The organism is Sphaerisporangium rubeum, assembly GCF_014207705.1.
Classification (GTDB): Bacteria; Actinomycetota; Actinomycetes; order Streptosporangiales; family Streptosporangiaceae; genus Sphaerisporangium; species Sphaerisporangium rubeum.
Genome location: NZ_JACHIU010000001.1, coordinates 5,824,447 through 5,850,825, shown reverse-complemented (window position 1 = coordinate 5,850,825; position 26,379 = coordinate 5,824,447). Strand labels below are relative to the sequence as shown.

26 protein-coding genes are annotated in these 26,379 nt (G+C 70.7%); 21 read left to right on the top strand and 5 right to left on the bottom strand.

What is annotated here, in order from left to right:
• The first annotated feature begins 383 nt into the window (after nucleotides 1-383).
• Nucleotides 384-3,041, top strand: a complete 2,658-nt coding sequence (locus tag BJ992_RS34405; RefSeq protein WP_184984986.1) for a glycoside hydrolase family 6 protein — start codon at nucleotides 384-386, stop codon at nucleotides 3,039-3,041.
• 193 nt (nucleotides 3,042-3,234) lie between these two features.
• Here BJ992_RS34405 and BJ992_RS24880 read toward each other — a convergent pair whose 3' ends face one another.
• Together BJ992_RS24880 and BJ992_RS24875 are read right to left on the bottom strand one after the other, a co-directional pair.
• Nucleotides 3,235-4,269 carry a family 2 encapsulin nanocompartment cargo protein polyprenyl transferase gene (locus tag BJ992_RS24880; RefSeq protein ID WP_184984984.1) on the bottom strand — a complete coding sequence of 345 codons (1,035 nt, stop codon included), beginning with the start codon at nucleotides 4,267-4,269 and terminating at the stop codon, nucleotides 3,235-3,237.
• Between the two features lie 63 nt (nucleotides 4,270-4,332).
• Nucleotides 4,333-5,742: a family 2B encapsulin nanocompartment shell protein gene (locus BJ992_RS24875; protein WP_343072841.1), complete on the bottom strand. Its 1,410-nt coding sequence runs from the start codon at nucleotides 5,740-5,742 to the stop codon at nucleotides 4,333-4,335.
• Nucleotides 5,743-6,338: 596 nt separating this feature from the next.
• Here BJ992_RS24875 and BJ992_RS24870 point away from each other — a divergent pair.
• The 18 genes from BJ992_RS24870 (at nucleotide 6,339) to BJ992_RS24790 (ending at nucleotide 21,466) form a co-directional block, all read left to right on the top strand.
• On the top strand, nucleotides 6,339-8,282 hold the full coding sequence (locus tag BJ992_RS24870; RefSeq protein WP_184984982.1) for an erythromycin esterase family protein: 1,944 nt from the start codon (nucleotides 6,339-6,341) through the stop codon (nucleotides 8,280-8,282).
• Nucleotides 8,283-8,302: 20 nt separating this feature from the next.
• The gene (locus BJ992_RS24865) at nucleotides 8,303-8,956 is read left to right on the top strand and encodes a dienelactone hydrolase family protein (RefSeq protein WP_184984980.1); all 654 of its coding nucleotides are present in this window, start codon (nucleotides 8,303-8,305) and stop codon (nucleotides 8,954-8,956) included.
• 113 nt (nucleotides 8,957-9,069) lie between these two features.
• On the top strand, nucleotides 9,070-9,696 hold the full coding sequence (locus BJ992_RS24860; protein ID WP_184984978.1) for a D-sedoheptulose-7-phosphate isomerase: 627 nt from the start codon (nucleotides 9,070-9,072) through the stop codon (nucleotides 9,694-9,696).
• Nucleotides 9,683-10,381, top strand: a complete 699-nt coding sequence (locus tag BJ992_RS24855; RefSeq protein ID WP_184984976.1) for a D-sedoheptulose-7-phosphate isomerase — start codon at nucleotides 9,683-9,685, stop codon at nucleotides 10,379-10,381. The genes BJ992_RS24860 and BJ992_RS24855 overlap by 14 nt, the downstream gene beginning before the upstream one ends.
• Before the next feature lie 16 nt (nucleotides 10,382-10,397).
• Entirely contained in the window at nucleotides 10,398-11,465 is a 1,068-nt protein-coding gene (locus BJ992_RS24850) for an NADH-quinone oxidoreductase subunit B family protein (RefSeq protein ID WP_184984974.1), read from the top strand.
• A 27-nt stretch (nucleotides 11,466-11,492) separates the two neighbouring features.
• Nucleotides 11,493-13,286, top strand: coding sequence for a nickel-dependent hydrogenase large subunit (locus BJ992_RS24845; RefSeq protein WP_184984972.1), 1,794 nt, complete (start codon nucleotides 11,493-11,495; stop codon nucleotides 13,284-13,286).
• Complete coding sequence (locus BJ992_RS24840) at nucleotides 13,267-13,908, top strand: NifU family protein (RefSeq protein WP_184984970.1); 642 nt, start codon at nucleotides 13,267-13,269, stop codon at nucleotides 13,906-13,908. The genes BJ992_RS24845 and BJ992_RS24840 overlap by 20 nt, the downstream gene beginning before the upstream one ends.
• Nucleotides 13,905-14,573 carry a DUF5947 family protein gene (locus tag BJ992_RS24835; protein WP_221474965.1) on the top strand — a complete coding sequence of 223 codons (669 nt, stop codon included), beginning with the start codon at nucleotides 13,905-13,907 and terminating at the stop codon, nucleotides 14,571-14,573. The genes BJ992_RS24840 and BJ992_RS24835 overlap by 4 nt, the downstream gene beginning before the upstream one ends.
• Nucleotides 14,566-15,195 (top strand): DUF6084 family protein, encoded by a 630-nt coding sequence (locus BJ992_RS24830; protein WP_184984968.1) that lies wholly within the window; start codon nucleotides 14,566-14,568, stop codon nucleotides 15,193-15,195. The genes BJ992_RS24835 and BJ992_RS24830 overlap by 8 nt, the downstream gene beginning before the upstream one ends.
• Nucleotides 15,192-16,547 carry a hypothetical protein gene (locus BJ992_RS24825; protein WP_343072840.1) on the top strand — a complete coding sequence of 452 codons (1,356 nt, stop codon included), beginning with the start codon at nucleotides 15,192-15,194 and terminating at the stop codon, nucleotides 16,545-16,547. Before BJ992_RS24830 ends, BJ992_RS24825 begins: the two co-directional genes overlap by 4 nt.
• The gene (locus tag BJ992_RS24820; protein ID WP_184984966.1) at nucleotides 16,544-17,035 is read left to right on the top strand and encodes a hydrogenase maturation protease; all 492 of its coding nucleotides are present in this window, start codon (nucleotides 16,544-16,546) and stop codon (nucleotides 17,033-17,035) included. The genes BJ992_RS24825 and BJ992_RS24820 overlap by 4 nt, the downstream gene beginning before the upstream one ends.
• Complete coding sequence (locus tag BJ992_RS34580; protein WP_425503700.1) at nucleotides 17,017-17,121, top strand: DUF6893 family small protein; 105 nt, start codon at nucleotides 17,017-17,019, stop codon at nucleotides 17,119-17,121. Before BJ992_RS24820 ends, BJ992_RS34580 begins: the two co-directional genes overlap by 19 nt.
• A 49-nt stretch (nucleotides 17,122-17,170) precedes the next feature.
• On the top strand, nucleotides 17,171-17,554 hold the full coding sequence (locus tag BJ992_RS24815) for a hydrogenase/urease maturation nickel metallochaperone HypA (protein ID WP_184984964.1): 384 nt from the start codon (nucleotides 17,171-17,173) through the stop codon (nucleotides 17,552-17,554).
• A complete protein-coding gene (locus tag BJ992_RS24810; RefSeq protein WP_343072839.1) occupies nucleotides 17,544-17,789 on the top strand; it encodes a HypC/HybG/HupF family hydrogenase formation chaperone in 246 nt (81 codons plus the stop codon). The genes BJ992_RS24815 and BJ992_RS24810 overlap by 11 nt, the downstream gene beginning before the upstream one ends.
• A gap of 8 nt (nucleotides 17,790-17,797) precedes the next feature.
• Complete coding sequence (gene hypD, locus BJ992_RS24805; protein WP_184984960.1) at nucleotides 17,798-18,925, top strand: hydrogenase formation protein HypD; 1,128 nt, start codon at nucleotides 17,798-17,800, stop codon at nucleotides 18,923-18,925.
• Between the two features lie 55 nt (nucleotides 18,926-18,980).
• Complete coding sequence (hypE, locus tag BJ992_RS24800) at nucleotides 18,981-20,081, top strand: hydrogenase expression/formation protein HypE (RefSeq protein ID WP_184984958.1); 1,101 nt, start codon at nucleotides 18,981-18,983, stop codon at nucleotides 20,079-20,081.
• Between the two features lie 63 nt (nucleotides 20,082-20,144).
• Entirely contained in the window at nucleotides 20,145-20,504 is a 360-nt protein-coding gene (locus tag BJ992_RS24795; RefSeq protein WP_184984956.1) for a hypothetical protein, read from the top strand.
• Nucleotides 20,505-20,590: 86 nt separating this feature from the next.
• A complete protein-coding gene (locus BJ992_RS24790) occupies nucleotides 20,591-21,466 on the top strand; it encodes an alpha/beta fold hydrolase (RefSeq protein ID WP_184984954.1) in 876 nt (291 codons plus the stop codon).
• A 63-nt stretch (nucleotides 21,467-21,529) separates the two neighbouring features.
• On the opposite strand, the gene BJ992_RS24785 is transcribed toward BJ992_RS24790, so the two are convergent.
• Entirely contained in the window at nucleotides 21,530-21,901 is a 372-nt protein-coding gene (locus tag BJ992_RS24785) for a hypothetical protein (protein WP_184984952.1), read from the bottom strand.
• Between the two features lie 40 nt (nucleotides 21,902-21,941).
• Nucleotides 21,942-22,469: a hypothetical protein gene (locus tag BJ992_RS24780; protein WP_184984950.1), complete on the bottom strand. Its 528-nt coding sequence runs from the start codon at nucleotides 22,467-22,469 to the stop codon at nucleotides 21,942-21,944.
• Between the two features lie 262 nt (nucleotides 22,470-22,731).
• Between BJ992_RS24780 and BJ992_RS24775 the strand changes: the two genes are divergently transcribed.
• The gene (locus BJ992_RS24775) at nucleotides 22,732-23,235 is read left to right on the top strand and encodes a 2-thiouracil desulfurase family protein (protein WP_184984948.1); all 504 of its coding nucleotides are present in this window, start codon (nucleotides 22,732-22,734) and stop codon (nucleotides 23,233-23,235) included.
• Nucleotides 23,236-23,285: 50 nt separating this feature from the next.
• Here the strand turns inward: BJ992_RS24775 and BJ992_RS24770 are convergent, their stop codons facing one another.
• Complete coding sequence (locus BJ992_RS24770) at nucleotides 23,286-24,536, bottom strand: DUF4032 domain-containing protein (protein WP_184984946.1); 1,251 nt, start codon at nucleotides 24,534-24,536, stop codon at nucleotides 23,286-23,288.
• Between the two features lie 368 nt (nucleotides 24,537-24,904).
• Here BJ992_RS24770 and ngcE point away from each other — a divergent pair, with 368 nt between their 5' ends.
• Complete coding sequence (ngcE, locus tag BJ992_RS24765) at nucleotides 24,905-26,356, top strand: N-acetylglucosamine/diacetylchitobiose ABC transporter substrate-binding protein (protein ID WP_184984944.1); 1,452 nt, start codon at nucleotides 24,905-24,907, stop codon at nucleotides 26,354-26,356.
• Nucleotides 26,357-26,379 lie beyond the last annotated feature (23 nt).

The following is a 26,379-nucleotide window of genomic DNA, read 5'->3' as shown; positions in this document are numbered from 1 at the left end:
TACGCACGGCACCCTGGCGAACCGGGCTGAACCGGTTATGAACACGCCAGATCCGTACGGGGACGATTGCCTTGCGATCTTTCGGCAGGTGACGGGTGGTGCGGGTCCGGTCGGGACACGTACCAGATGAATGTTTCATCGGATGTCGCAGGAGGGTCCGCGGCTCCGGAAGTGCGTTTGTCGAGGCCACGGCCCGGCAGGTGGCCGTGGCGGACATCGGGCCGTCGCCGTCCGGGGCGGTCGTTCGCAACGTGCTGTACATCCTCCGGAAACAACCGGACTATGGGAGCGCTCCCACGCCGCGTGTCCGAGCTGGGTGCTGCTTGGCCGTCAACAAGAAGGCGGCGACCCCCCGACATTTACGTGAGGGAGATTTACAAACGATGGGACCCCACAAGAGCTTCTGGCGCAGAGCCATGGCGGGGGCGGCGGTCATGTTCGCCACCGCCGTCGGGCTCGTCGCCGGTCCGACGGCCGCGCACGCGGCGGTCAACTGCCAGGTCACGTATACGAAGTCGTGGGAAGGCGGCGGCGGCTTCGGCGGCGAGATCTCCATCCGCAACACCGGCGACCCGCTCAGCAACTGGACACTCACCTTCCCCTTTCCGAGCGGTCAGCGGGTCAGCAACGGCTGGAACGGCGAGTGGTCGCAGTCCGGCTCCAACGTGACCGTGCGGAACGCGTCGTACAACGGCAGCCAGGGCACGGGAGCCACCTTCAGTGTCGGCTTCAACGGCACCTACAGCGGCACCAACACCAACCCGAGCTCGTTCGCCATCAACGGCACCCCGTGCAACGGTGGCCAGAACCAGACCCCGAGCCTGGTCGTCACCCCGACCAGCGTCACGGTCCCCGAGGGTGGCACCGCCACCTACTCCGTGCGCCTGTCCTCCGCGCCGAGCAGCAACGTGACCGTCACCACGACGGCCGGCTCCGGTGACTCCGACCTCTCCGTCGCCAGCGGCGGCAGCCTGTCGTTCACCACGTCGAACTGGCAGACCGCGCAGACGGTGACGCTGCGGGCCGCGCAGGACTCCGACACCACCAACGGCACGCGGACCTTCTCGGTCGCGGCCAGCGGCATCACCCCGGTCACGGTCACCGCGACCGAGGCCGACGACGACACCAGCCAGGGCACCCAGTCACTGTTGGTCTCCCCGACCGCCGTGCCGGTCCCCGAGGGTGGCACCGCCAGCTACACCGTGCGCCTGGCGATCGCTCCCACCGGCAACGTGACGGTGACCAACACCGCCGGTTCCGGTGACTCGGACATCACCGTCAGCAGCGGCGGCAGCCTGACGTTCACCACGTCGAACTGGCAGACCCCGCAGACGGTGACGCTGGCCGCGGCGCAGGACTCCGACACCACCAACGGCAGCCGTACCATCACGGTCGCCTCCTCCGGCCTGAACTCGATCTCCGTGACCGCGACCGAGGCCGACGACGACACCAGCCAGGGCACCCAGTCGCTCGTGGTCTCCCAGACCGCCGTGACGGTCCCCGAGGGTGGCACCGCCAGCTACACCGTGCGCCTGGCGATCGCCCCCAGCGGCAGCGTGACGGTGACCAACACCGCCGGTTCCGGTGACACCGACATCACGGTCAGCAGCGGCGCGAGCCTGACGTTCACCACGTCCAACTGGCAGACCCCGCAGACAGTGACGCTCGCCGCGGCGCAGGACTCCGACCAGACCAACGGCAGCCGCACCATCAACGTGGCCTCCTCCGGTCTGACCTCGGTGGCGGTCACCGCGACCGAGTCCGACGACGACGGCGGCACGACCCCGACCCGCGTGGACAACCCGTACGTCGGCGCCACCGGCTACGTGAACCCCGACTGGTCGAGCAAGGCCGCGGCCGAGCCCGGCGGCACCCGCGTCTCGAACTACTCCACCGGTGTGTGGATCGACCGCATCGCCGCCATCGCCGGCACCAGCACCGCCATGGGTGTCAAGGCACACCTGGACGAGGCCGTCCGCCAGGACGCGGCCAACGGCAGCTCGGCGGTGACGATCCAGTTCGTCATCTACAACCTGCCGAACCGTGACTGCTCGGCTCTCGCCTCCAACGGCGAGCTGAAGATCTCCGAGAACGGCCTGGCCCGGTACAAGGCCGAGTACATCGACCCGATCGCGGCGATCATGGCGGACCCGGCCTACCGGAACCTGCGGATCGTCAACATCATCGAGATCGACTCGCTGCCGAACCTGGTCACCAACACCAACATCGCCGCCTGCGCCGAGGCGCAGAGCTCCGGTGCCTACGTGCAGGGTGTGCAGTACGCGCTGAACAAGCTGTACCCGCTCGGCAACACCTACAACTACATCGACGCCGCGCACCACGGCTGGCTCGGCTGGGACACCAACTTCGGCCCGTCGGCCGAGCTGTTCGCCTCGACCATCCGCGGCACCACCGCCGGCTTCAACAGCGTGACCGGCTTCATCACCAACACCTCCAACTACTCCGCGCTCACCGAGCCGTACTTCACGGTCAACGGCACGGTGAACGGCCAGCAGATCCGGCAGTCCCGCTGGGTCGACTGGAACATGTACATCGACGAGCTGACCTTCGCTCAGGCCTTCCGCACCCGCCTGGTGTCGCTGGGCTTCCCCAGCACCATCGGAATGCTGATCGACACCGGCCGCAACGGCTGGGGCGGTTCGGCCCGGCCGTCCGGTCCGAGCACCTCGACCGACCTGAACACCTTCGTCAACCAGTCGAAGGTCGACAGGCGCATCCACGCCGGCAACTGGTGCAACCAGAGCGGTGCCGGCATCGGCGAGCGGCCGAGGGCGAACCCCGCCACCGGTATCGACGCCTACGTGTGGATCAAGCCCCCGGGTGAGTCGGACGGCGCGAGCCAGGAGATCCCCAACGACCAGGGCAAGGGCTTCGACCGGATGTGTGACCCCACCTACGGTGGCAACGCGCTCAACGGCAACAACCCCACTGGTGCGCTGCCGGACGCTCCGATCGCCGGTGCGTGGTTCTCCGCGCAGTTCCGCCAGCTCATGGCGAACGCCTACCCGGCTCTGTCCTGATCCGCATCTGAGCAGCGGGCCCCGTCACGGCTGATCGATCAGTCCGAGGCGGGGCCCGCCCCCAATTCGCCGTCGCCTCACTCCCGGGGCAGGGGTCCCGCCGGAAACGGCACCGGGAGAGATGAGGCAACTGTCGCACCGCCGTCCCCACGGCGGTGCGACGGTCGTTTTCCCGCGCACCTTCCCTGAACGCTCAGTGGTCGCGGTGTGCGATCAGGTGGGCCAGTGCGTGGAGTTCGGCGGCGGGCCGGGAGGCCGGGTCGGCCGACGAGAGGTGGGTGAGGGCCTCGTGAAAAAGTTCGTCCACACGGGTCCGGCTCCATGACCGGGCACCCGCCGCCTCGATCAGCGTCGCGGCCCTGGTGAGGTCCGCGGCGTCCAGCTCATGTTCACCGCGGTAGAGCGCGGCGAGGTCGTGTCCGGCCGGGGTGCCGGACGACAGGGCCGCCACCACCGGCAGTGACTTCTTGCGGTTGCGCAGGTCGGAGTGCGTGGGCTTGCCGGTCACCGTGGGATCACCCCAGATGCCGAGCAGGTCGTCCACGAACTGGAAGGCCAGCCCCAGCCGGTCGCCGAACGCGCGCAGCCGCTCCACCCGGCCGGCGTCGCCGCCGCCGAGCAGTGCGCCGAGCGCGCACGCGCCGCCGAGCAGCGCGCCGGTCTTGCGCTCGGCCATGCGCACGCACTCCTCCAGCCCGACCTCCTCACGTGTCTCGAACGACGTGTCGGCCCCCTGGCCCTCGACGAGGTCGAGCACCGCGCCGGCGAGCCCGCGCGCCGCGTCACGCATGCCGGGGTGACCGCTGTCGGCGAGCACCTCGAAGGCGAGCGTCAGCAGCGCGTCCCCGGCGAGGATGGCGTGGCTGACCCCGAAGACCCGCCAGGCGGTGGGCCGGTGGCGGCGGGTCGCGTCGCCGTCCATCACGTCGTCGTGCAGCAACGAGAAGTTGTGCACCAGCTCGACCGCGACCGCCCCCGGCACGGCGTCCGCGGCCCGGCCGCCTGCCGCCTCGGCGGCGAGCAGGACGAGCGCGGGCCTGATCGCCTTGCCGCCGCCTGCGGCCGCCGGACGTCCCTGCTCGTCCAGCCAGCCGAAGTGGTAGCCCGCGATCTCCCTGACGGACCCGGGGAGGGTCTCCACGGCGGCGCGCAGGGCGGGCCGGACCAGGTCGCGGCTCCACGCCAGCACCTCAGGTGCCGGTCGTGCGCCGGTCATCACCCCGCTCATGCGCACCGCCCTTCGCGTCGTGCCGGTTTCCTGTGGTTCCGTTCGATCCCCGTCGCGGCCGGGTCAGTGGCCGATCTCGACGTGCTCCAGCACGCCGAGAGCGTCCGGCACGAGCACCGCCACCGAGTAGTAGGCGCTGACGAGGTAGGAGATGATCGCCTGGTCGTCGATCCCCATGAACCGCACCGACAGGCTCGGCTCGTACTCGTCCGGCAGACCGGTCTGGTGGAGGCCGATGACGCCTTGGTCCTCCTCGCCGAGCCGCATGGCGAGGATGGAGCTGGTGCGGGTCTTGCTGATCGGGATCTTGTTGCACGGCAGGACCGGCACGCCACGCCACGCGGGGATGGCGTGGCCGTTGAGCTCGACCGTGTCGGGGTACAGGCCGCGCTTGTTGCACTCGCGGCCGAAGGCGGCGATGGTGCGCGGGTGCGCGAGGAAGATGTTGGTCCTGCGCCGCCGCGACAGCAGCTCGTCCATGTCGTCCGGCGTCGGCGGGCCGGTGCGGGTCTGGATGCGCTGGCGCAGGTCGGTGTTGTGCAGCAACCCGAACTCGCGGTTGTTGATCATTTCGTGTTCCTGACGCTCGCGCAGCGCCTCGACGGTGAGGCGGAGCTGCTGGTGCGTCTGGTTCATCGGCTGGTTGTACAGGTCGGCGACCCGCGAGTGGATGCGCAGCACCGTCTGCGCGACGCTGAGGTCGTACTCGCGCGGCGAGGTCTCGTAGTCGACGAACGTGCCGTCGAGCAGGGGCTCGCCGTAGTGGCCGGAGGTGATGGCGATCGCCGCCTCACCGAGCTTGTTGTGCGGCGGCCGGTGGCCCGCGCGCTGCGCGGCGACGTGCTCGCGCAGCGACTCCGACTGTCCCATGAGCTCCTGGAAGTCGGCACGCGACAGGCTGAGCGCGGTGGTCGCGGTGACCGCCTTGACGGTGTGCTCGTAGGTGCCGGGGTCGGTGGAGGCGATGGCCTCCTGGCCGTAGTACTCGCCGTCGGCCATGACGGCGAGGATGGTCTCCTCGCCGTACTCACCGGCGCCGATCTTGCTGGCCTTGCCGTGCGCGATCAGGACGACGCGATCGGCGGCCCCGCCGCGCTCGACGATGACGTCGCCGGGCTCGTAGGTTTCCTGCGTGAAGCGGTCGGCGAGCGCCTCCAGCGCCGAGTCGTCGTCGAAGCTGCGCAGCAGCGCGAGCTCGCGCAGCTCCGGCGGCACGACCCGCACGTCGCCGCCCTGCACGGTGAAGCTGAGCCGGCCGTCGCCGATGTCGTAGGTGAGGCGGCGGTTGACGCGGTAGGTGCCGCCGGCGACGTGGACCCAGGGCAGCATGCGCAGCAGCCATCTCGAAGAGATGTTCTGCATTTGCGGCTGCGATTTGGTCGTGGTCGCCAGATTGCGCGCCGCCTCAGGCGCGAGGCTTCGCTGCTGCCGGCCGTTCTGCAGGTTCTCATGCGCGTCGAGCGTCTCTGTCACGAGCCGCACCACCAATCTTTATCGCGTTGCACGAAAATCGCGGGGTACCCGGGATGCCGCCTGCCGTTGGTTCCGGCGCGCCGCCATGGGTCGTACACCTGCCTCGGGAATGCCTGAGGCAGGAGGGGACGATGACGGCGCCGGTCGAGAAGCGAAGACAGCAGAAAGCGGATTGTGAAACTTATTTCGCATCGCCGGGGGGACGAGGAATGCCGTGGAAACGGGGGGTGCCGACTGCTGCCTGACGCCTGGCCGGGGGCCGGACAGCAGCAATTATGCGGCGCTCACTTTGGGGTGTCAATTAAGAATTTCCTCCACCTGTCCCTCCTCTCGTATTAAAGATTTCCCCCGCCTTGAAAAATGCCCGGCTATATGAATGATGCCCTGGTTAAAGGCCGATGAAGGCTTTCGTAGATTTTGGGAGGTTTTCGATAGCTGAGTGCCGTACCGGTGCCGGGGTGGCGCGAGGGAAGACGCGGACCTCGGCGTAGGCTCGCAGGTGACCGCGAGGCCATGGCGGCCCGTCAGCGGGCCCATGTCCGGGACCGCCGGGACGCGCCGCGCACGACCCGCCGCGCCGCACGTGAGGCAGCGTCATGCCCGAGCATCTCTTCCACGACCGCCGGGACGCCGGCCGGGGACTCGCCGCGCTGCTCGGCGCCTACCGGGGACGCCGGGACGTGGTGGTGCTCGCCATGCCGCCGGGTGGCGCGGCCGTGGCCGCCGAGATCGCCGAGGCGCTGCACGCTCCGCTGGACGTGCTCGTGGTCCGCGAGCTCGGCGTGCCGGGACAGGAGGACCTGGTCATGGGTGCGGTCGCCGCCGGCGGCCTGATCACGCTGAACGACGACGTCATCCGGGGCCTGTCGGTGGAACCGGAGGTGGTGGAGCACGTCGCGGCCAGAGAGGGACGCGAGGTGCGGCGCTTCGAGCGGCACTACCGCAGGGGCCGTCCACCGCGGCCGGTCGAAGGCGGCGTCGCGATCCTCGCCGACGACGGCCTCGGCACCGGCGCGCGGCTGCGGGCCGCCGTCCAGGCGCTGCGCCGCCTCGGCCCGGCCCGCCTGGTGGTGGCGCTGCCGGCCGCCTGCGAGCCGTCCGTGCGTGAGCTCTCCGCCGAGGCCGACGAGGTGGTGTGCGCCGTCGGCCCCGCGGCGTTCCTCGCGCCGGAACGCTGCTACCGCAGGGCCGCCGGGACCGGCGCCGCAGAGGTGCGCGAGATGCTGGACCGCCGCGCCGCCGGCCGTTCGGTGGGCCGGGCCCCCGGTGACGAGGCGGTCGCCGTGGAGCCGCTGGCCGGCCGCGCGAGGACCGAGGCGCTGCTCGATCTGGTCGGCGACGCACGCCTGGTGCTGGTCGGCGCCGCGTCGCACGGCACCCATGAGTTCCACGCGGCACGGGTGGAGCTGACCAGGGCTCTGATCGAGGAGAAGGGGTTCGCCGCCGTCGCTCTGCTCGCCGACTGGCCGGACGCCTGCCGCGCCGACCGCTACGTCAGAGGCGCCGGCGGGGACGCCGACGCCGAGGAGGCGCTGCGCGGTTTCCGCCGTTTCCCCGCCTGGGCCTGGCGCAACACGGAGGTGCTGGACTTCGTCGAATGGCTGCGGCGCCACAACGACGGCCTGGCCCCCGGCGTCCCCGCCACCGGTCTGTACGGCCTCGACCTGTACGCGCTGCACCGCACCGCCACCGAGATCGTCGCCGCGCTCGACGCCACCGACCCGCCGGCCGCCGCACGCGCGCGCGCCAGGCTGGCGCGCGGCCACCTCGGCTGCGGCTGCGGCGAGGCCGGAGACCCGGTGTTCGACGCCGCCTGCGGGGCCGGCGAGCGGCGTGAGGCCGAGATGGTCACGCGGCTGGCCTGGCTGCGCCGCGAGACCCTGCGGCGGGCCAGGGAGCAGGGCCTGCCGGCCGAGGACGAACTGTTCTACGGCGAGCATGTGGCGCGGGTCGTCGAGACCGACGGTGAGTACGACAGAGCGCTGTTCCGGGGCCACGTCTCCTCCTGGAACGTCCGGACCCGGCACATGGCCGGCACGCTCGACGCGCTGCTCGATCATCTCGACCGGCGCCTCGACCGTCCGGCACGGATCGTGGTCTGGGGCACCATCCCGCATCTCGGCGACGCCTGCGCCACCGAGGCCGCCTGCCGCGGCGAGCTCAGCGTCGGCCGCCTGGTTCGCGAGCGCCACCCCGGCGCGGCACGCCTGCTCGGCCTCACCACCTACTCCGGCACGGTGACCGCCGCCCCCCGCTTCGGTGCGCCACCCGCCGCCGTCCGGCCGGAGCCCGCGGTCCCCGGCAGCGTGGAGGCGTTGCTCCACGAGACGGGGGCCAAGGACTTCCTCGTCACCTTCCCCGGTGAGGGACCGCTCGACGTGTCCCGGCCCGAGCGGGTGCTCCCCGACGTCATCCCGCCGGACGGCCTCGCCGGCGGCCACGTCCGCGCCAGGATCGGCGGCCAGTTCGACGCGGTCGTCCACTTCGACGAGACCCACGCGGTGCGGCCCCTCGACCTCGCCGCCGCGTTCACCCGCTGAACCACAGAAAGGAGCAGGTGATGGCCGTCAGCCAGAGCACATTGTTCTCCGCGGCGGGTGTCACACTGGAAGGCGATGTCGTGGTCCCCGGCCGGGCCGCCGGTGTGGTCCTGTTCGCGCACGGCAGCGGAAGCAGCCGCATGAGCCCGCGCAACCGTCACGTCGCCGAGGGTCTGCAGCAGGCCGGTCTCGCCACCGTCCTGGTCGACCTGCTCACCCCCGAGGAGGAGCGGGACGAGTCCCGCGCGTCCCTGCGTTTCGACATCTGCCTGCTGGCCTCCCGCCTGATCGCGGTCACCTACGACCTCGCCGGCCGGCACGCCGTGGCCCGTCTCGGCGTCGGCCTGTTCGGCGCCAGCACCGGCGCCGCCGCGGCCCTGGTGACCGCCGCCGAGTGCCCGCGGATCGTCCGGGCCGTGGTGTCGCGCGGCGGCCGTCCCGACCTCGCGGGGAACCACCTCGGACACGTGCGGCAGCCGACCCTCCTGATCGTCGGCGAGCGCGACCCCGTGGTGGTGGGCCTCAACCGGGAGGCGCTCGCGCGGCTCCCCGGCTCCTCGCGGCTGCGGATCGTCCCGACGGCCACTCACCTGTTCGAGGAACCCGGCACCCTCGACCAGGTCACGGACCTGGCCGCCGACTGGTTCTCCCGCCACCTGCCGCCGGGTCCCTGAGCCCCGCCGTACCGCCGGGCTGAAGCCTTTACTGCTGGTTGTCCTGCTTGAGGTGACAACGGCATGTGTACGGGTCGTAACCTGGCGGTCACGGTATATGACGGAGTGTGGTCATGGGTGTGACATCCACCGCGCGGACGGCGGTCGACGAGGCCTTCCGCCGGCGTGACGCGGCGGGGGTGCGGCTCGCCGAGGACGCCGAGCGGATCGCCACCGCGTGCCGGCGGATGGCCGAACGGTTCCGGAGCGGCGGCAAGCTCATCGTCTTCGGCACCGGCGGCGCGGGCACCGACGCCTCGCATGTGGCCGTGGAGTTCATGCACCCTGTGGTCGTCGGCACGCGCGCGCTGCCGGCCATCGCGCTCGGCAACGACGCCACCACCGTCACCGGCGTCGGCGGCCGTGCCGGCCTCGCCGAGGCGTTCGCGCACCAGGTGCGCCGCTACGCCGAGCCGCAGGACATGGCGCTCGGCATCTCGCAGGACGGCCACTGCCCGGCGGTGCTGCGCGGCCTTGAGGCGGCGCATGAGCTCGGCCTGTACACCCTGGCCCTCACCGGCGGGGACGGCGGCCCGATCGCACGCAGCCCTGCCGTCGTCCACGCGCTCGTCGCGGACTCACCCGACCCCGCCGTCGTGAAAGAGATCCACGTGACCGCCTACCACGTGCTGTGGGAACTGGTCCATGTGTTCCACGCGCGCGCCGGCGCGGGGAGGCCGGGTGCCGATGCGCACCACTGAGGAGGACGGCGCGCGCCACGGCACCGACGAGCTGTACCCGTTCCTCGGGTCGAGGCCCTCAGGGAACGGTGACGAGCTGATGGCCGCCGCGGTGGCGTCCACGCGCGAGAAGGTCGCCGAGATCACCGAACTGCGGCGGCGGGTCCGCGTGCTGCACGCCGAGCGCCTGGTGGCCTGCGCGCGGGACATGGCGGGACGGTTCGCCGCCGGCGGACGCATGTTCACGTTCGGCAACGGCGGCAGCAGCACCGACGCGCAGCAGGTCGCCACCGCGTTCCTCGCTCCGTCCACCGGCCGTCCGCTGCCGGCGCTCTGCCTGACCTGCGACGTCGCCGTGATGACGGCGTTGTCCAACGACGTCGGCTTCGACGTGGTGTTCGCGCGTCAGCTCGCCGCGCTCGCGAGGCCCGGCGACATCGCGCTCGGCCTGTCCACGAGCGGCGGCTCGGTCAACCTCGTCGGCGCGTTCCAGGAGGCCAGAGCACGCGGTGTGCTCACCGTCGCGCTCGCCGGCTACCACGGCGGCAGGCTCGCCGAGCCCCCCATGGCCGGCGTCATCGACCACCTGTTCGTCATCCCCTCGTCCTCGGTGCACCGCATCCAGGAGGCGCAGACCACCGTCTACCACGTCCTGTGGGAGGCCACGCAGCACGCTTTGCGCGATTCGACGCCGATCGGCACCTAGCGGAACGGGAGGCGGCATGGCCGTACAGAGCGGGCCGGCGGACACCGCCGGGGAGGAACCCGTCGTCCACATCCTCTGGCTCAACGCCGGCATGAGCTGCGACGGCGACTCGGTGTCGCTGACCGCCGCGACGCAGCCGGCCATCGAGGACATCCTGCTCGGCACGCTGCCGGGCCTGCCGCCGGTCAAGGTGCACTGGCCGCTGCTCGACTACGACAGCGGTCCCGCCGGCGGCGCCGACAGCATGATCGACTGGTACTTCCAGGCGGCGCGCGGCGGCCTGGACCCGTTCGTGCTGGTCGTCGAGGGCTCCATCCCCAACGAGTCCATCAAGCAGGAAGGCTACTGGTCGGGGTTCGGCAACAACCCCGACACCGGCCAGCCGATGACGCTGCCGGAGTGGCTGGACCGCCTGGCGCCGCAGGCGACGGCGGTCGTCGCCACCGGTACCTGCGCGACGTACGGCGGCATCCACGCCATGGCGGGCAACCCGACCGGCTCGATGGGCCTCGCGGACTACCTCGGCTGGAACTGGCGGTCCAAGGCCGGCGTGCCGATCGTCAACGTGCCGGGTTGTCCCGTGCAGCCGGACAACATGTCCGAGACCCTGGTGTACCTGTTGCACCAGCTCAACGGCCAGGCGCCGATGATCCCGCTGGACGAGGCGCTGCGTCCCACGTGGCTGTTCACCCAGACCGTCCACGAGGGCTGCGACCGCGGCGGCTACTACGAACAGGGCCAGTTCGCCTACGAGTACGGCTCGCCGACGTGCCTGGTCAAGATCGGCTGCTGGGGCCCGGTGGTGAAGTGCAACGTGCCGAAACGCGGCTGGATGGCCGGTCTCGGCGGCTGTCCCAACGTCGGCGGCATCTGCATCGCCTGCACCATGCCGGGTTTCCCCGACAAGTTCATGCCGTTCATGGACGAACCACCCGGCGCCTTGCTCTCCACCACGGCGAGCACCGTCTACGGCGGCGTCGTCCGCCGGCTGCGCGGCATCACGCTGCACACGGTCGACAAGGAGCCGAAGTGGCGGTCCAAGGGCCGCGCGCTGCTCACCGGTTACCAGGCTCCCTGGAGCTGACATGGCTGACATGAGGACGGAGCGGAGATGACGACCTCCAAGGAGCGCGGCGAGAGCCGTGAGCTGGTCGAGATGGCCTGGGACCCGATCACCCGGATCGTCGGCAGCCTCGGCATCTACGCCAAGATCGACTTCGCGCGCAAGGAAGTGGTGGAGTGCCACAGCACCTCGTCCATCTTCCGCGGCTACAGCGTCTTCATGAAAGGCAAGGACCCGAGGGACGCGCACTTCATCACCAGCCGCATCTGCGGCATCTGCGGCGACAACCACGCCACGTGCTCGGTGTACGCGCAGAACATGGCGTACGGCGTGCGGCCCCCCGCGCTCGCCGAGTGGATCGTCAACCTCGGTGAGGCCGCCGAGTACATGTTCGACCACAACATCTACCAGGAGAACCTGGTGGGGGTGGACTACTGCGAGAAGATGGTCGCCGCCACCAACCCCGGCGTGCTGGAACGGGCCAACGCCACCGAGGCGCCGCACGCCGCCGAGCACGGCTTCCGCACCGTCGGCGACATCATGCGCTCGCTCAACCCCCTGGAAGGCGAGTTCTACCGCGAGGCCCTCACCATGAGCCGCGTCGCGCGCGAGATGTTCTGCCTCATGGAAGGCAGGCACGTGCACCCGTCCACGCTGTACCCCGGCGGCGTCGGCACCGTGGCCACCGTGCAGCTGTTCACCGACTACCTGACCCGCCTCATGCGGTACGTCGACTTCGTGAAGAAGGTCGTGCCGATGCACGACGACCTGTTCGACTTCTTCTACGACGCGCTGCCGGGGTACGAGCAGGTGGGCCGCAGACGGGTGCTGCTCGGCTGCTGGGGCAGCCTCAACGACCCCGAGTACTGCGACTTCACCTACCAGAACATGAACGACTGGGGCCGGCGCATGTTCGTCAGCCCCGGCATCATCGTGGACGGCGAGCTCATCACCAACGACCTGGTGGACATCAACCTCGGCATCCGCGTCCTACTCGGCAGCTCCTACTACGACGACTGGGCCGGCCAGGAGCCGTTCGTCACCCACGACCCGCTCGGCAACCCGGTCGACATGCGGCACCCGTGGAACCAGCACACCATCCCGCGGCCCCAGAAACGCGACTTCACCGACAAGTACAGCTGGGTCATGTCGCCGCGCTGGTTCGACGGCACCGACATGCTTCCGCTGGACACCGGCGGCGGCCCCATCGCGCGCCTGTGGTCCACCGCGTTGTCGGGCCTGGTGGACGTCGGCGGCTACGTCCGCTCCACCGGCCGCAGCGTGCTCATCAACCTGCCGAAGAGCGCCACCAGGCCCGAGACGACGTTCGAGTGGAAGATCCCCGAACGCGACGGCGAGCTGTTGTCCAACGCGCTGGAACGCAACCGCGCGCGCAGCTACTTCCAGGCGTACATGGCGGCGTGCGCGCTGCACTTCGCCGAGCAGGGCCTGAACGAGGTGCGGCAGGGCCGCAGCCAGACGTGGAAGCCGTTCGAGGTGCCGGACGAGGCCATCAGCTGCGGCTTCACCGAGGCGGTGCGCGGCGTGCTGTCGCACCACATGGTGATACGCAACGGCCGGATCGCCAACTACCACCCGTACCCGCCGACCCCGTGGAACGCCAGCGTCCGCGACGTCAACGGCGTGCCGGGGCCGTACGAGGACGCCGTGCAGAACACGCCGATCTTCGAGGAGAACCCGCCGGACACCTTCAAGGGCATCGACATCATGCGCACCGTGCGCAGCTTCGACCCCTGCCTGCCGTGCGGCGTGCACATGTACCTCGGCCGTGGCAAGGAACTGCGGAAACTGCACAGTCCCCATGCCTACGCCACCGGCTGACGGCTCCCGGTGGCGTACCGATGTGCACGCCACCGGTGAACGCGTCGAGACGCTGATCGACGAACTCGGCCGGCTCGCCGGCCCGGCGGCCCGCTCCACGGCCGAAGACCTCGTGCGCGCGCTCGGCGACCTGTACGGCGCGGGCCTCGAACGCGTCATGGAGATCGTCGTGGACGGCGAGGCCGCCGGGGTGCTGCGCCGCCTCACCGAGGACGAGGTCGTGTCCGGCCTGCTCGTCCTGCACGACCTGCACCCGCTCGGCACCGCGGAACGGGTCCGCGCCGCGCTCGACCGGGTGCGGCCCATGCTCGGCCTGCACGACGGCGGCGTGGAGCTCCTCGGCGTGAGCGTGGACGGCGTCGTACGGCTGCGGCTGGTCGGCGGCTGCGACGGCTGCGCGTCCTCGCAGGCCACGGTGACCGGCGGCATCGAAAGGGCCGTACGGCAGTCGGCGCCGGAGGTGACCCGCCTGGAGGTCGAGGGCCTCCCCGACGACTCGGGCCTGCTGTGGATCCGCAACCGGCCACCCGGCCCGTGTCCGGTCCCGCAGGACACCCCTCAGGACCCGGTTCATCAGGACCCGGCGTCTCGGCAGCCCGCACATCAGGACACCACGCCGTGACCCCCGGCGAGACCCGGCCGCGTGTGCCGGCGCGCGGCCTCCTGCGGTTCAGGGAGCCACGGCCGGTCACCGCGCAGCGGTGCGAGCTGTGCGGCGAGCCCGCAGGGGAGCCGCACGGCCATGTGACGGAGACGGGCCGGCGGTCGTTGCTGTGCGCCTGCAAGGGCTGTCACCTGCTGCTCCTGCGCAACGGCGCGAGCGGCGCCGGCCGGTACCGCGCCGTACCGGACCGCTATCTCACCTTCCCCGGCTTCGCACTCGACCAAAGGGACTGGGACGCGCTGTGCGTGCCGGTGCGCACGGCGTTCTTCTTCCACAACTCCGAGCTGGACCGGGTCGTCGCGTTCTACCCGAGCCCCGGTGGCGCCACCGAGGCCCCCGTGCCGGCCGACGCGTGGGACCGGGTGCTCGCGGCCGTCCCCGCGCTCACCGCCGCCGGTCCGCTGCCGGACGTCGAGGCGTTCCTCGTCGACCGCGACCCCGGCACGGGTTTCACCTGCCATCTGGTGCCGGTGGACGCCTGCTACGAGCTGACCGGTCTGCTGCGCACCCGCTGGCGGGGCTTCCACGGCGGACGCGAGGCATGGGACGCCATCGAGGGGTTCTTCGCCGGTCTGCGGCAGCGGTGCGCGGACTTCGAGGGAGAGGAGGAAAGGGGTGCTTGACATCCGGTTCGAGTGCCGGGGGGTGCGGGCCGACCTGTACGCGGCCTGCCCCACGCTGGCGTTCCGGCTCGCCGTCACGGGACCGGGGACCGGCGCCGTGCACGCCGTGGCGCTGCGCTGCCAGATCAGGGTGGAGCCGCAGCGGCGGACGTACACCGCCGGGGAGGCGGACCTGCTCGGCGACCTGTTCGGCGACCCCACCCGGTGGGGGGAGACGGTGAAGCCGTTCCCGTTCGCCACCGTGCCGGTGCTCGTGCCGAGGTACACCGGCGCCACCGAGATCGACGTGCCGGTGCCGTGCAGCTACGACCTGGAGGTCGCGGCCGGCAAGTACCTGGCGTCACTGCGCGGCGGCGAGGTCCCGATGCTGATGCTGTTCAGCGGCACCGTGTTCGCGCGCACCGGTGACGGCCTCACGGCCACCCCGGTGCCGTGGGACCGCGAGGCGCGCTGCGGCCTGCCGGTCGCGGTGTGGCGTGAGCTGATGGACCGCTACTTCCCCGGCTGCGGCTGGCTGCGGCTGCGGCGCGACACCCTGCGCTCGCTCCAGCGGTACAAGGCGGGCCGGGCCCTCGCCACCTGGGACGAGGTCGTCGAGGCACTGCTGAAGGAGGCGACGTGAGGAGCGTCCCGATGGAGGCGGCCCGCGCGGTGGCCGACGCCGTGCTGTACGAGGGGTACCTGCTCTACCCCTACCGTGCCTCGGCCCCGAAGAACCGGCTGCGCTGGCAGTTCGGTGTGCTGGTGCCTCCGGCGTACCAGGAGACCGCCGAACCGTCGGCCAGCGTCACCGAGTGTCTCCTCGACGGCGGCGCCAACGCGCTGCTGCGGGTACGGCTGCGGTTCCTGCACGTGCGCGAACGCCGCGTCGAACGCGCCGAGGACGGCCGGTTCACGCCGGTCGCCGAGCTGCGGTGCGGCGACACCACGCACCTGTCGTACGACGACGCCACCGAGCGCGAGACCGAGGCCGTGCTCGCCGTGCCGCACCTGATCGGCGCCGAACGCACCGTCGTGATCCGGATCCCCGGCGACCGGGCCGAGGAGACCGTCACCGGCCCGTCCGGCGAGACCGTCGGCCGCGTCGTCACCGCGCACCGGCCCCTGCACGCCGTGCTCGGCGTGCGCGCCGAACGTCCCCCCGGTCCGTACGGCCTGCTCAAGCTGCGTGTCCACGTGGAGAACCGCACCGCGTGGCTCCCCGGCGGCGACGCGCCGCCGTGGGAGACGATGCGGGCCACCACCTGGCGGCAGGACACCGGTGCGTGGGTGGCGCGCGGCGACGGACGCGAGGAGGCGCTGCGGCACTCGCTGGTCGCCGCGCACCTGCTCATCGGCGCCACCGCCGGGTCGTTCCTGTCGCTCGCCGACCCGCCGGAGTGGGCCCGCGCCGCGGCGCGCACCTGCCGCAACCGGCACACCTGGCCGGTGCTGGTCGGCGACCCCGGCCGTCGCGACGTGGTGCTGTCCGCGCCGATCATCCTCGGCGACCATCCCCGCGTGGCACCCGAGAGCCCCGGCGCGACGTTCGACGCGACCGAGATCGACGAGATGCTGCACCTGCGCGCGCTCACCCTCACCGACGAGGAGCGACGCGAGGCCGCCGCCACCGACCCCCGCGCCGCCGACCTGCTCGACCGAGCCGCCGACCTGCCACCTGAGCTGCTGGAACGCCTCCACGGCGCCATCCGTCACCTCGGCCCCGCCGCCGACGTCACGGTGAACGGCCGCGCGATCGGCAAAGGCAGCCGGGTGCGGCTGGTCCCCGGCAAACGACGCGCCGACGCGCACGACATGTTCCTCACCGGCCGCACCGCCGTCGTGGAGGCCGTGCTGACCGACGTGGACGGCGCGCGGCACCTCGCCGTCACCCTGGAGGACGACCCCGGCGCCGACCTGCGCCGCTCGCACGGCCGCTACCTGTACTTCGCGCCTGACGAGGTGGAACTCCTGCCGAAGGAGGCCGGGACGTGAAGACCCTGGTGGCCGGTGTCGGCAACGTGTTCCTCGGGGACGACGGCTTCGGTGTCGCCGTGGCGCGCGAACTCGCCGGCCGCGACCTGCCGGACGGCGCCGTCGTCGCCGACTTCGGCATCCGCGGCGTGCACCTGGCGTACGAGCTGACCGGCGGCGGGTACGACGCCGCGATCCTCGTGGACCTCGCACCTCGCGGCGACCCCCCAGGCACCCTGTACGTGCTGCGTCCCACCGAAGGCGACCTCACCGGCGCGCTGTTCGACGCGCACGACATGAACCCCGAGGCGGTGCTGGCCCTCGCCGGCACGCTCGGCGAGATGACGATCCCCGTGCTGCTCGTCGGCTGCGAACCCGCCACCACCGCACCCGGCATGGACCTCAGCCCGCCGGTCGCCGGCGCCGTGCCGCGCGCCGCCGGCCTGGTGCTCGAACTGCTCCGCCAGTCAGAACAACCGGAGGTATCCCGATGCGACGACACCTGGTGAAGCTCGCCGTCCTGACGGCCGCAGGAGTCCTGGTCTACCGCTCCCTCCCCGACATCAAGCGCTACCTGAAGATCCGCCAGATGTGACCTTTGACCAGGACCGGGACGAACACAGAGACGACGGGGGGTAGGGATCGTGCATGAGTTCGGGATCGCGGAGTCGATCCTCGCGGCCGTGGAGAAGCGAGCGGACGGCCGGCGGGTCTGCCGCGCGCGCGTGCAGGTCGGCGCGCTGCTACGGGTGGCGGAGCCGTCGATCGGCGACGCCTTCGCGCTGGTCAGTGAGGGGACGGTGGCCGAGGGGGCCCGCCTCGACCTCGTCACCCTGCCGGTGCGGGTGACGTGCGCCGAGTGCGGGGCCGCGACCCTGTCGGCCGACCCGCACACCGTCTGTCCCGCCTGCGGGTCCGCCGACGTGGACACCGAAGGCGGCGACGACCTCGTACTCGAATCCATCCAGCTCGCGGAGGCGACCTATGTGCCTGGGGATCCCCGGGGAGATCGTGGAGATGCCGTCTGACCGTCCCGACCTCGCGCAGGTCGACGTGAGCGGCGTACGGCGCGCCGTCAACATCGGCCTGCTGGAGGGGGAGGACCTGGCGCCGGGGGACTGGGTCCTCATCCACGTCGGCTTCGCGCTCTCCAAGATCGACGAGGTGGAGGCCAAGGCGGCGCTCGACTTCCTGGAGAGCATCGGCCAGGCGTACGACGACGAGATGGCCGCGCTGCGCGAATCCATGATCGGCGAAGGGTAGGGTCCGGGATGCGTTTCGTCGACGAGTACCGCGACGCGGCGACGGCCCGCGCGCTCGCCGCCGGCGTCGCCGCGCTGTGCGAGCCGGGACGGCGGTACAAGTTCATGGAGGTGTGCGGCGGCCACACGCACACCATCTACAAACACGGCCTGGAGGACCACCTCCCCGAGGCGATCACGCTGGTGCACGGCCCCGGCTGTCCCGTGTGCGTGATCCCGATGGGCCGCATCGACGACGCCATCCACATCGCCGAGCGGCCTGGCGTCATCATGACGTCGTTCGGCGACATGACCCGCGTCCCCGGCGGCCGTGGCTCCTTCCAGGACGCGGCGGCACGCGGCGCCGACATCCGCGTCGTGTACTCACCGCTGGACGCGCTCAAGATCGCTCGCGACAACCCCGACCACCAGGTGGTGTTCATGGCCGTCGGTTTCGAGACCACGGCCCCGTCCACCGCCATGACGCTGCTGCGCGCCGAGGCCGAAGGCATCGCCAACTTCTCGGTCTTCTGCAACCACGTCACCATCATCCCCGCCATCAAGGCCATCCTCGACTCACCCGACCTGCGCCTCGACGGCTTCATCGGCCCCGGCCACGTGTCGGCGGTCATCGGCTGCCGTCCGTACCGCTTCATCGCCGAGCAGTACGGCAAACCCCTGGTCGTCGCCGGTTTCGAACCTCTCGACGTCCTCCAGGCCGTGCACGCCGGCCTGACCCAGTTGTCCCGTGGCCACGCCGCCGTCGAGAACCAGTACTCCCGCGTGGTCCCCTGGGACGGCAACCCCAAGGCCCTGTCCGTCATCAACCAGACCATGGAACCCCGGCCGCACTTCGAGTGGCGCGGCCTCGGCTTCATCTCGCACTCGGCCCTGCGCCTGCGCGACCGCTATGCCGCCTACGACGCCGAACGTCTCTTCGACCTCCCCGCCACCCGCGTCGCCGACCCCAAGGCCTGCCAGTGCGGCGAAGTGCTCAAAGGCGTACTGAAACCCTGGGAATGCAAGGTCTTCGGCACCGCCTGCACCCCGGAAACCCCCATAGGCACCTGCATGGTCTCCTCAGAAGGCGCCTGCGCCGCCTACTACAACTTCGGCCGCTTCTCCCGCACCCGCGTCAAAGAGGCCACCCGAACATGACCACCGCTCCAGTGGCCCCCCGCACACTCACCCGCGCGAACGAGGCCACCCGCACATGACCACCGACGACCCTTCTGCGGACCCCCGCACGCTCACCCGCGAGGAGCAGGTGCTCGACCGCATCCAGCGGGCCCGCCGCCGCAAGGCGAAGGTACGCGACGAGCTGATCACCCTGGCCCACGGCGCCGGCGGCAAGGCCACCCGCACCCTGATCGAGGACGTCTTCCTGGACGCGTTCAGGAACCCCCTCCTCGAACCCCTCGCCGACGGCGCCGTCACCGGCGAACTCGCCTTCACCACCGACTCCTTCGTCGTCACCCCCCTGTTCTTCCCCGGCGGCGACATCGGCGACCTGGCCGTCAACGGCACCGTCAACGACCTCGCCATGTGCGGCGCCACCCCCGCCCACCTCTCCGCCGGCTTCATCCTCGAAGAGGGCTTCCCCCTGGCCGACCTGCGCCGCATCACCGCCAGCATGGCCACCGCCGCTCGCGCCGCCGGCGTCACCATCGTCACCGGCGACACCAAGGTCGTCCAGAAAGGCAAAGCCGACGGCTGCTACATCACCACAGCAGGCGTAGGCGTGGTGCACCCCGGCCTCACTCTGACCGCCACCGCGGCCCGCGCCGGCGACACCGTCATCGTCTCCGGCCCCATCGGCGACCACGGCGTCACCGTCATGCTCGCCAGAGGCGCCTTCGACATCCAAGCCGACGTCACCTCCGACACCGCCCCCCTGAACACCCTCACCGCACGCCTCCTGGAAACCTGCCCCGAAGGCGCCGTACGCTGCCTCCGCGACGCCACCAGAGGCGGCGTCGCCACCGTGCTCAACGAGATCGCCGAATCCTCAGGCACGGCGATCGTCCTGACGGAGACCCAGATCCCCGTCCGCCCCGCCGTACGCGGCTGCTGCGAACTCCTCGGCATCGACCCCCTGTACGCCGCCTGCGAAGGCCGCATGATCGCCGTGGTCGACCGCGACACCACCGACACCGCGCTGTCCGCACTCCGCTCCCACCCCCAAGGCGCCACCGCCACGGTGATCGGCCGCGTGGCCCCCGACCCCCCGGGCCTCGTCCTCCTCCACACCGCCTTCGGCGGCACCAGAATCGTCGACGTCCTGGTAGGCGACCCCCTGCCTCGCATCTGCTGACCCCGAGCGGGGAACAACCAGAAATGACCCAGAGAAGACACCGTACCCACGGGGGTGGTACCGATGACCGATCTCCCCAACAGCCCAAACAAAAAGAAAATCCGCCAACAGGCCCACCAGGACGCCATAAAAGGCACCAAACTCGCCTTCCAACACCCCCCACCCGGCGACCGCCGTCCCCCAAGAGAAATCTCGGAAGCCGAACGCCACGGCGTCCCCCCCACCGACACCCACGCCACCAGCGCTCTCGACGTAGGCCAGAGCATGACCACCCGCCCCGAACGCCTGTCCCGCGAGAAACACCGGCCCGGCCGCGTCCCCGCAGGCGAACACCCCCGCACCGGCCGTCCCGCCGGCGCCGCCGGCCCGGACCACTTCACCGGCGTCGGCACCGACCGCGGCGGCCCGGTGACACGCCGCTGACCGGCAGGTCCTGGCGCGTGCGTCCCTGGTGGCCGTGGTCCCGTGGCGGGCTTGTGGGCCAGGGAACCGAATGGAATTCTGTCGGCATGGATCGTGTGCGGGTCAACGGGATCGAGATCGCCTACGACACCTTCGGGGACGCCGGGGGGAGGGTGTTGGTGCTGATCATGGGGCTCGGGGCTCAGATGATCAGTTGGGACGAGGAGTTCTGCGCGGAGCTGGCCGCCGCGGGGCATTACGTCGTGCGGTTCGACAACCGGGACGCGGGGTTGTCGACGCATCTGCATGAGGCGGGGGTGCCGCGGCTTCCGGCGGCGCGTGGCGAGGGGGTGCCGGAGGCGCCGTATCTGCTGAAGGACATGGCGGCCGACACGGCGGGGCTGTTGGACGTTCTTGGGCTGGACGCGGTGCATGTGGTGGGGGCCTCGATGGGGGGGATGATCGCGCAGGAGTTCGCGATCAGGTACCCGGGGAGGACGCTCAGTCTCACGTCGATCATGTCGACGACGAGTCCGGATGTGGGGGCTCCTACAGAGCTGGCGCTCGGTGCGCTGCTGGCGCCGGCGGCTCCTGACCGGGAGTCGGTGGTGCGGCGTGCGGTCGAGTCGTGGAAGGTGCTGGGGTCGCCGGCGTATCCGGCGGACGAGGCGCGGGTGCGGGAGATCGCGGGGCAGGCCTATGACCGGTCGTTCGACCCGCCGGGGTTCGGCCGGCAGTTCGCGGCGCTCCTCGCGTCGGGGGACCGGACGGCGGCGCTGCGCGAGTTGTCGGTGCCGGCGCTGGTGATCCACGGGGAGGCCGACCAGCTTGTCCAGCTCGCCGGTGGGGTCGCCACCGCGGACGCCATCCCGGGGGCCAAGCTGCTGACGTTCCCCGGGATGGGCCACGACCTGCCGCGTGCGCTCTGGCCCGACTTCGTGGCGGCGATCACCGAGCTCACCACCCGCGCCGCCGTGCTGTAGCCGCCGGGCCGCGGGCCTCTCGCCGGCGTGCCGTCGCGGTTCCCGGTCGCCGGGTGGGACGGGTCAGACCTCCAGTGCCTCCTCGATGCTCCGCAGGGAGTGGCGGGCCAGGGCCAGGTTGGCGCGCTGGCGGTCGAGGGCCAGGTAGAGGAACAGGCCCTTGCCGCTGCGGCCGGACAGGGGGCGGATGATGTGGTACTGCGCGCTCAGGGTGATGAGGATGTCCTCGATGCCCTCATGGAGGCGCAGGGCCTCCATGGTGCGGAGCTTGGCCTTGATGACCTCGGTGTTGCCGGCGGCGGCGACCTGGAGGTCGAGGTCCTTGGACCCGCCTAGTGTGCCGAGTGCCATGCCACTGCCGTAGTCGACGACGGCGGCGCCGATGGCGCCGTCGACGGACATCATCTCCTTGAGCGTGACGTCGATGTTTGCCATGTTTCCTCCTGGTTGACAGTGATGAGGGGAGAAGGAAGAGCTAGAGAAGGCGTTCCAGAGCGTCGCGGAGCCGTACGAGCACTCCGATGTCGGCGGAGCCGTCCGGTGGGGGGTCGCCGGTCCGCGCGTGACGCCTGGCGCGGCGGGGGAGTGCGGGCTGGACGTCCGGTGCCGGGGGTGGGGCGGTGAGGAGGCCGGCGGCGGCCAGTTCCGCCAGCCGGACGGTGACGGCGCGCAGCCGGTGCAGGGCCAGTGCGAGGTTGGCGCGTTCGCCGTCCAGCCGCAGGTACACCAGCGCCGAGGGGGAGAAGGGACGCAGCAGGTGGTGTCCCCTGTCGGTGGTGACGACGAGCTCTTCCAGCCCCGCGTAGCCGCCTGGCGCGCTCGGCGCGAGAGCGTCGAGGGTGGCACGCAGGCTCGCGGTGAACGCGTCGGCCGTGGCGCGCGGGCCGGGGGAGGCCGGTGAGCCGGACGCGGCGACCAGGCCGCAGGCGTCCTCGGCCACGAGTGCTTCGATCGCGCCGGGGACGGCCAGTGCCTCGGTCAGGCAGCTTTCGATGTCGAGCACGGTGCACCCCTCGCCGGATACGGTCCGTAACGGAACCTGGCCGACTCTAGGGAGATCACCGGGTCGTGTCGGCTTCGGTCAATGGGACGGTAAAGTCCTCGGATATAAGGATCTTTTACTGCGTGGAATGCTTGACCGACCAGGTGGCAGAGCTGCCGTCGAATATCGCTCGGTATATCTCTGCTGATTTACTCATAAAGCGACATATGCGGATGCAACGACGCCGTCACCATCCGCGTCCGTTGCGCGTTACCGTGGGGGAATGGAAAGGATCCTGGTCAGCGCGTGCCTGATGGGGCGTCCGGTGCGTTTCGACGGCCAGGCGAAGACCGTGCACGACGCGCTCCTCGCCACCTGGCGCGCCGAGGGCAGGCTCGTGCCGTTCTGTCCTGAGGTCGAAGGCGGCCTGCCGGTGCCGCGTCCTCCCGCCGAGATCGAAGGCGGGGTCGGCGGGCCGGCGGTGCTGGCCGGCAGCGCGCGCATCCTCACCGCCGAGGGGGCCGACGTGACCCGCCACTTCCTCGCCGGCGCGCAGGCCGCGCTCGCCGTGGCACGCTCCATGAACCTCAAGCTCGCCGTGCTCAAGGACGGCAGCCCGTCCTGCGGCACCCTGCGCATCCACGACGGCACCTTCCGCGGCCGCGTCACCCCCGGCTCCGGCGTGACGGCGGCCCTGCTGTCGGTGCACGGCGTGCGCGTCTTCAGCGAGGCCCACCTGGCCGAGGCCGCGACCTACCTCAAGGAGCTGGAGGCCGTGAAGGGCTGAGACCTCGTCGGCGGGTGGGGTCGTACGGCCGGAGGTTCCGATCCCCCTCGTCAGAGGGTCAGGTCCGGCACCTGCTCGGTCCCCGGCACCGCGTCGTCCCCGATCAGTGCCTTCTCGTCGGGTTTGTGCACCAGCACGGTGTCGATGTACGACCGCAACGCCGCGTCCAGCCCGACGTCCCGGCCCTCGGCCTCCGACATGTACCACCGGTGGTCGAGCACCTCGTGGAACAGCTGCGCGGGTTCCAGCTTGCCGCGCAGGTCCGGCGGGATGGCGAGCACGGTCGGCTGGAAGATCTCGGCCAGCCACAGGTGCGCGACGATCGCCTCGTCCTCGTGCCGCAGGCCGCGGGCCACGCGGAAGGAGTCCAGGTCGTTGAGCAGCCGGCGGGCCTGGTTCTCCTCCACGTCGAGGCCGGTGAGCCGCAGCAGCCGGCGCTGGTGGTGGCCGGCGTCCACGACCTTGGGCTTGACCATGAGCCGCGCCGTGCCGGCCTTGCGGCGGATCATCATCTCGGCGACGTCGAAGCCGAGCGAGTTGAGCCGCCTGATGCGCTGGTCGATCAGGTGCCACTCGACGTCCTCGACGATCTCCTCCTGCGTGAGCTCCTCCCACAGCCGGTGGTACCGCGCCACGAGCTGGTCGGCGAACGCCAGCGGGTCGATCGAGGGGTGGAGGAACCCGCCGGCCTCCAGGTCGAGCATCTCGCCGAAGATGTTGACCCGCGCGACCTCGATGTCCTGGTCGCGCTGGCCCCGGCTGAGCACCGGGTGCAGCTCACCGGTCTCGGCGTCCACGAGGTAGGCGGCGAACGCGCCGGCGTCCCTGCGGAACAGGGTGTTGCTCAGCGAGCAGTCACCCCAGTAAAACCCGGCGAGGTGCAGGCGCACCAGCAGCACGGCGAGCGCGTCGAGCAGGCGGATGAGCGTGTCGGGCCGCAGCGAGCCCGACAGCACGGCGCGGTACGGCAGGGAGAACTGCAGGTGCCGGGTGATGAGCGCGGAGTCGAGCGGCTCGCCGTCGGCGGTGGTGCGGCCGGTGACGACGGCGACCGGTTCCACGGAGGGTGCGTCGTGGCGGCCGAGGTCCCACAGAAGCTGGTACTCGCGCCTGGCGAACCGGCTGTTGATCTCCTTGATGGCGTAGACGCGTCCCGACAGCCGCGCGAACCGCACGATGTGGCGGGAGATGCCTCGGGGGAGCGTGACCAGGTGGTGTTCCGGCCATTCCTCCAGCGGGGTCTCCCACGGCAGGCGGATGAGGTCGGGGTCGCTCGGCGCGCCGGTGATCTGGAGCGGCAAACCCGTGCTCCTCGCTACTAGGGCTACTTGGGGACGTCCGGTAAGTGACGCTAGTCGCTCTTTGCCGTTGAATGCAGGCGATGTCCACTCTTCGGATGGTTTCCCGCTCACTGGTCTAGACCGGGTCAAAGGTCTGTCAATCCTGTGGCGTTGTGTGTCATCATCGGCCGGTGACCTGTGGCGTTGGCGGGTTACGCAGGCGTTTCCGGAGGCGGTGCATGTGCGCGTCGGTCGCGGTCCCCTTGCTGGTCGGCTACAGCTCGATCACGGGTTGGCCTATACCACTTGACGGTGCACGGCGTTGGACGTACGTTCCTCAAACGTTTAGGAAACTTTCCTAATTGATAACTCCCTTCCTGGAGGGTTGCATGGCCTACTCCGCCGGCACGCCGAAAGACATCACCCGGCGGCAGATGCTCCGCCGTATCGGCCTCACCGCTCTCGTCGCGGGCCCCGCGGCGGGGTTCCTCAGCTCCTGCGCCACCAGCGGCGCCGGTGGCGGCGACGCCGCGCCGGCCACGTCCGCCGCGGCGCCGACCTCGGGGGCCAACCCGTTCGGCGTGAAGGCGGACGCACCGCTCGAAGTCGTCATCTTCAAAGGCGGCCTCGGCGACTCCTACGCCACCGACGTGCACGAGCCGCTGTACAAGAAGGAATTCCCCAACGCCTCGGTCAAGCACGTCGCCACGCAGCAGATCTCGCAGACCCTGCAGCCCCGCTTCGCCAGCGGCGACGTGCCGGACTTCATCGCCAACTCCGGCTCCGACCTGATGGACAACGGCGCGCTGCAGACCGAGGGCCAGCTCCTGGACCTCACCCCGCTGTTCGACGCGCCTTCCATCGACGACCCGAGCAAGAAGGTACGCGACACGCTGGTCCCCGGCACGGTCGAGTCCGGCCTGATCGCCGACAAGCCGTACATCCTCAACTACGTCTTCACCGGCTACGGCCTGTGGTACAACGCCAAGCTCTTCCAGGAGAAGGGCTGGACCCCGCCGAAGACGTTCGACGAGTTCAAGACGCTCTGCGGCACCATCAAGGACGCGGGGCTGACCCCCTACGCGTACGCCGGCAAGAACGCCTCGTACTACCAGTACTGGATGATCCTCATCACGGCCGCCAAGATCGAGGGCAACCAGGTCCTCATCGACATCGACAACCTCGCCGACGGCGCGTGGACCCGCGACTCGGTGAAGCAGTCCGCCGCCGCCTGGGCCGAGATCGGCAAGTTCATGGACAAGAGCTACGAAGGGCTCATCCACACCGAGGTGCAGACCCGCCAGAACCAGGACAAGGTGGCGCTGTACCCGTCGGGTTCCTGGCTGGAGAACGAGCAGAAGGACAACACCCCCGGCTCCTTCGAGTACGCGGTGACCCCCACCCCGAGTCTCACCGCGAGCGACAAGATGCCGTTCGAGGCGATCCGCGCCGCCGCCGGCGAGCCGTACATCATCCCCGCCAAGGGCAAGAACACCGCCGGGGCCCTGGAGTACGCGCGCATCATGCTCTCCAAGGAAGGCGCCAAGGGCTTCACCGAGAAGTCCGGCAGCCTCACCGTGGTCGTCGGCGCCGCCGAAGGCCTGTCCCTCACACCGGGCCTGAAGAGTGTCGCCGACGCGCAGACGGCCGCCGGGAACAACATCGTCACCTACAGCAGCTTCGAGAACTGGTACAAGGAGCTGGAGACCGAGCTGCGCAAGCAGACCAACTCCCTGATGTTCGGCCGCATCACCGCCGAGCAGTTCTGCGCCAACATGCAGAAGAAGGCCGACGCGGTCAAGGCCGACTCCTCCATCACCAAGCAGAACCGGACGGTGTAGCCGGATGCGGCATGGCGACCAGG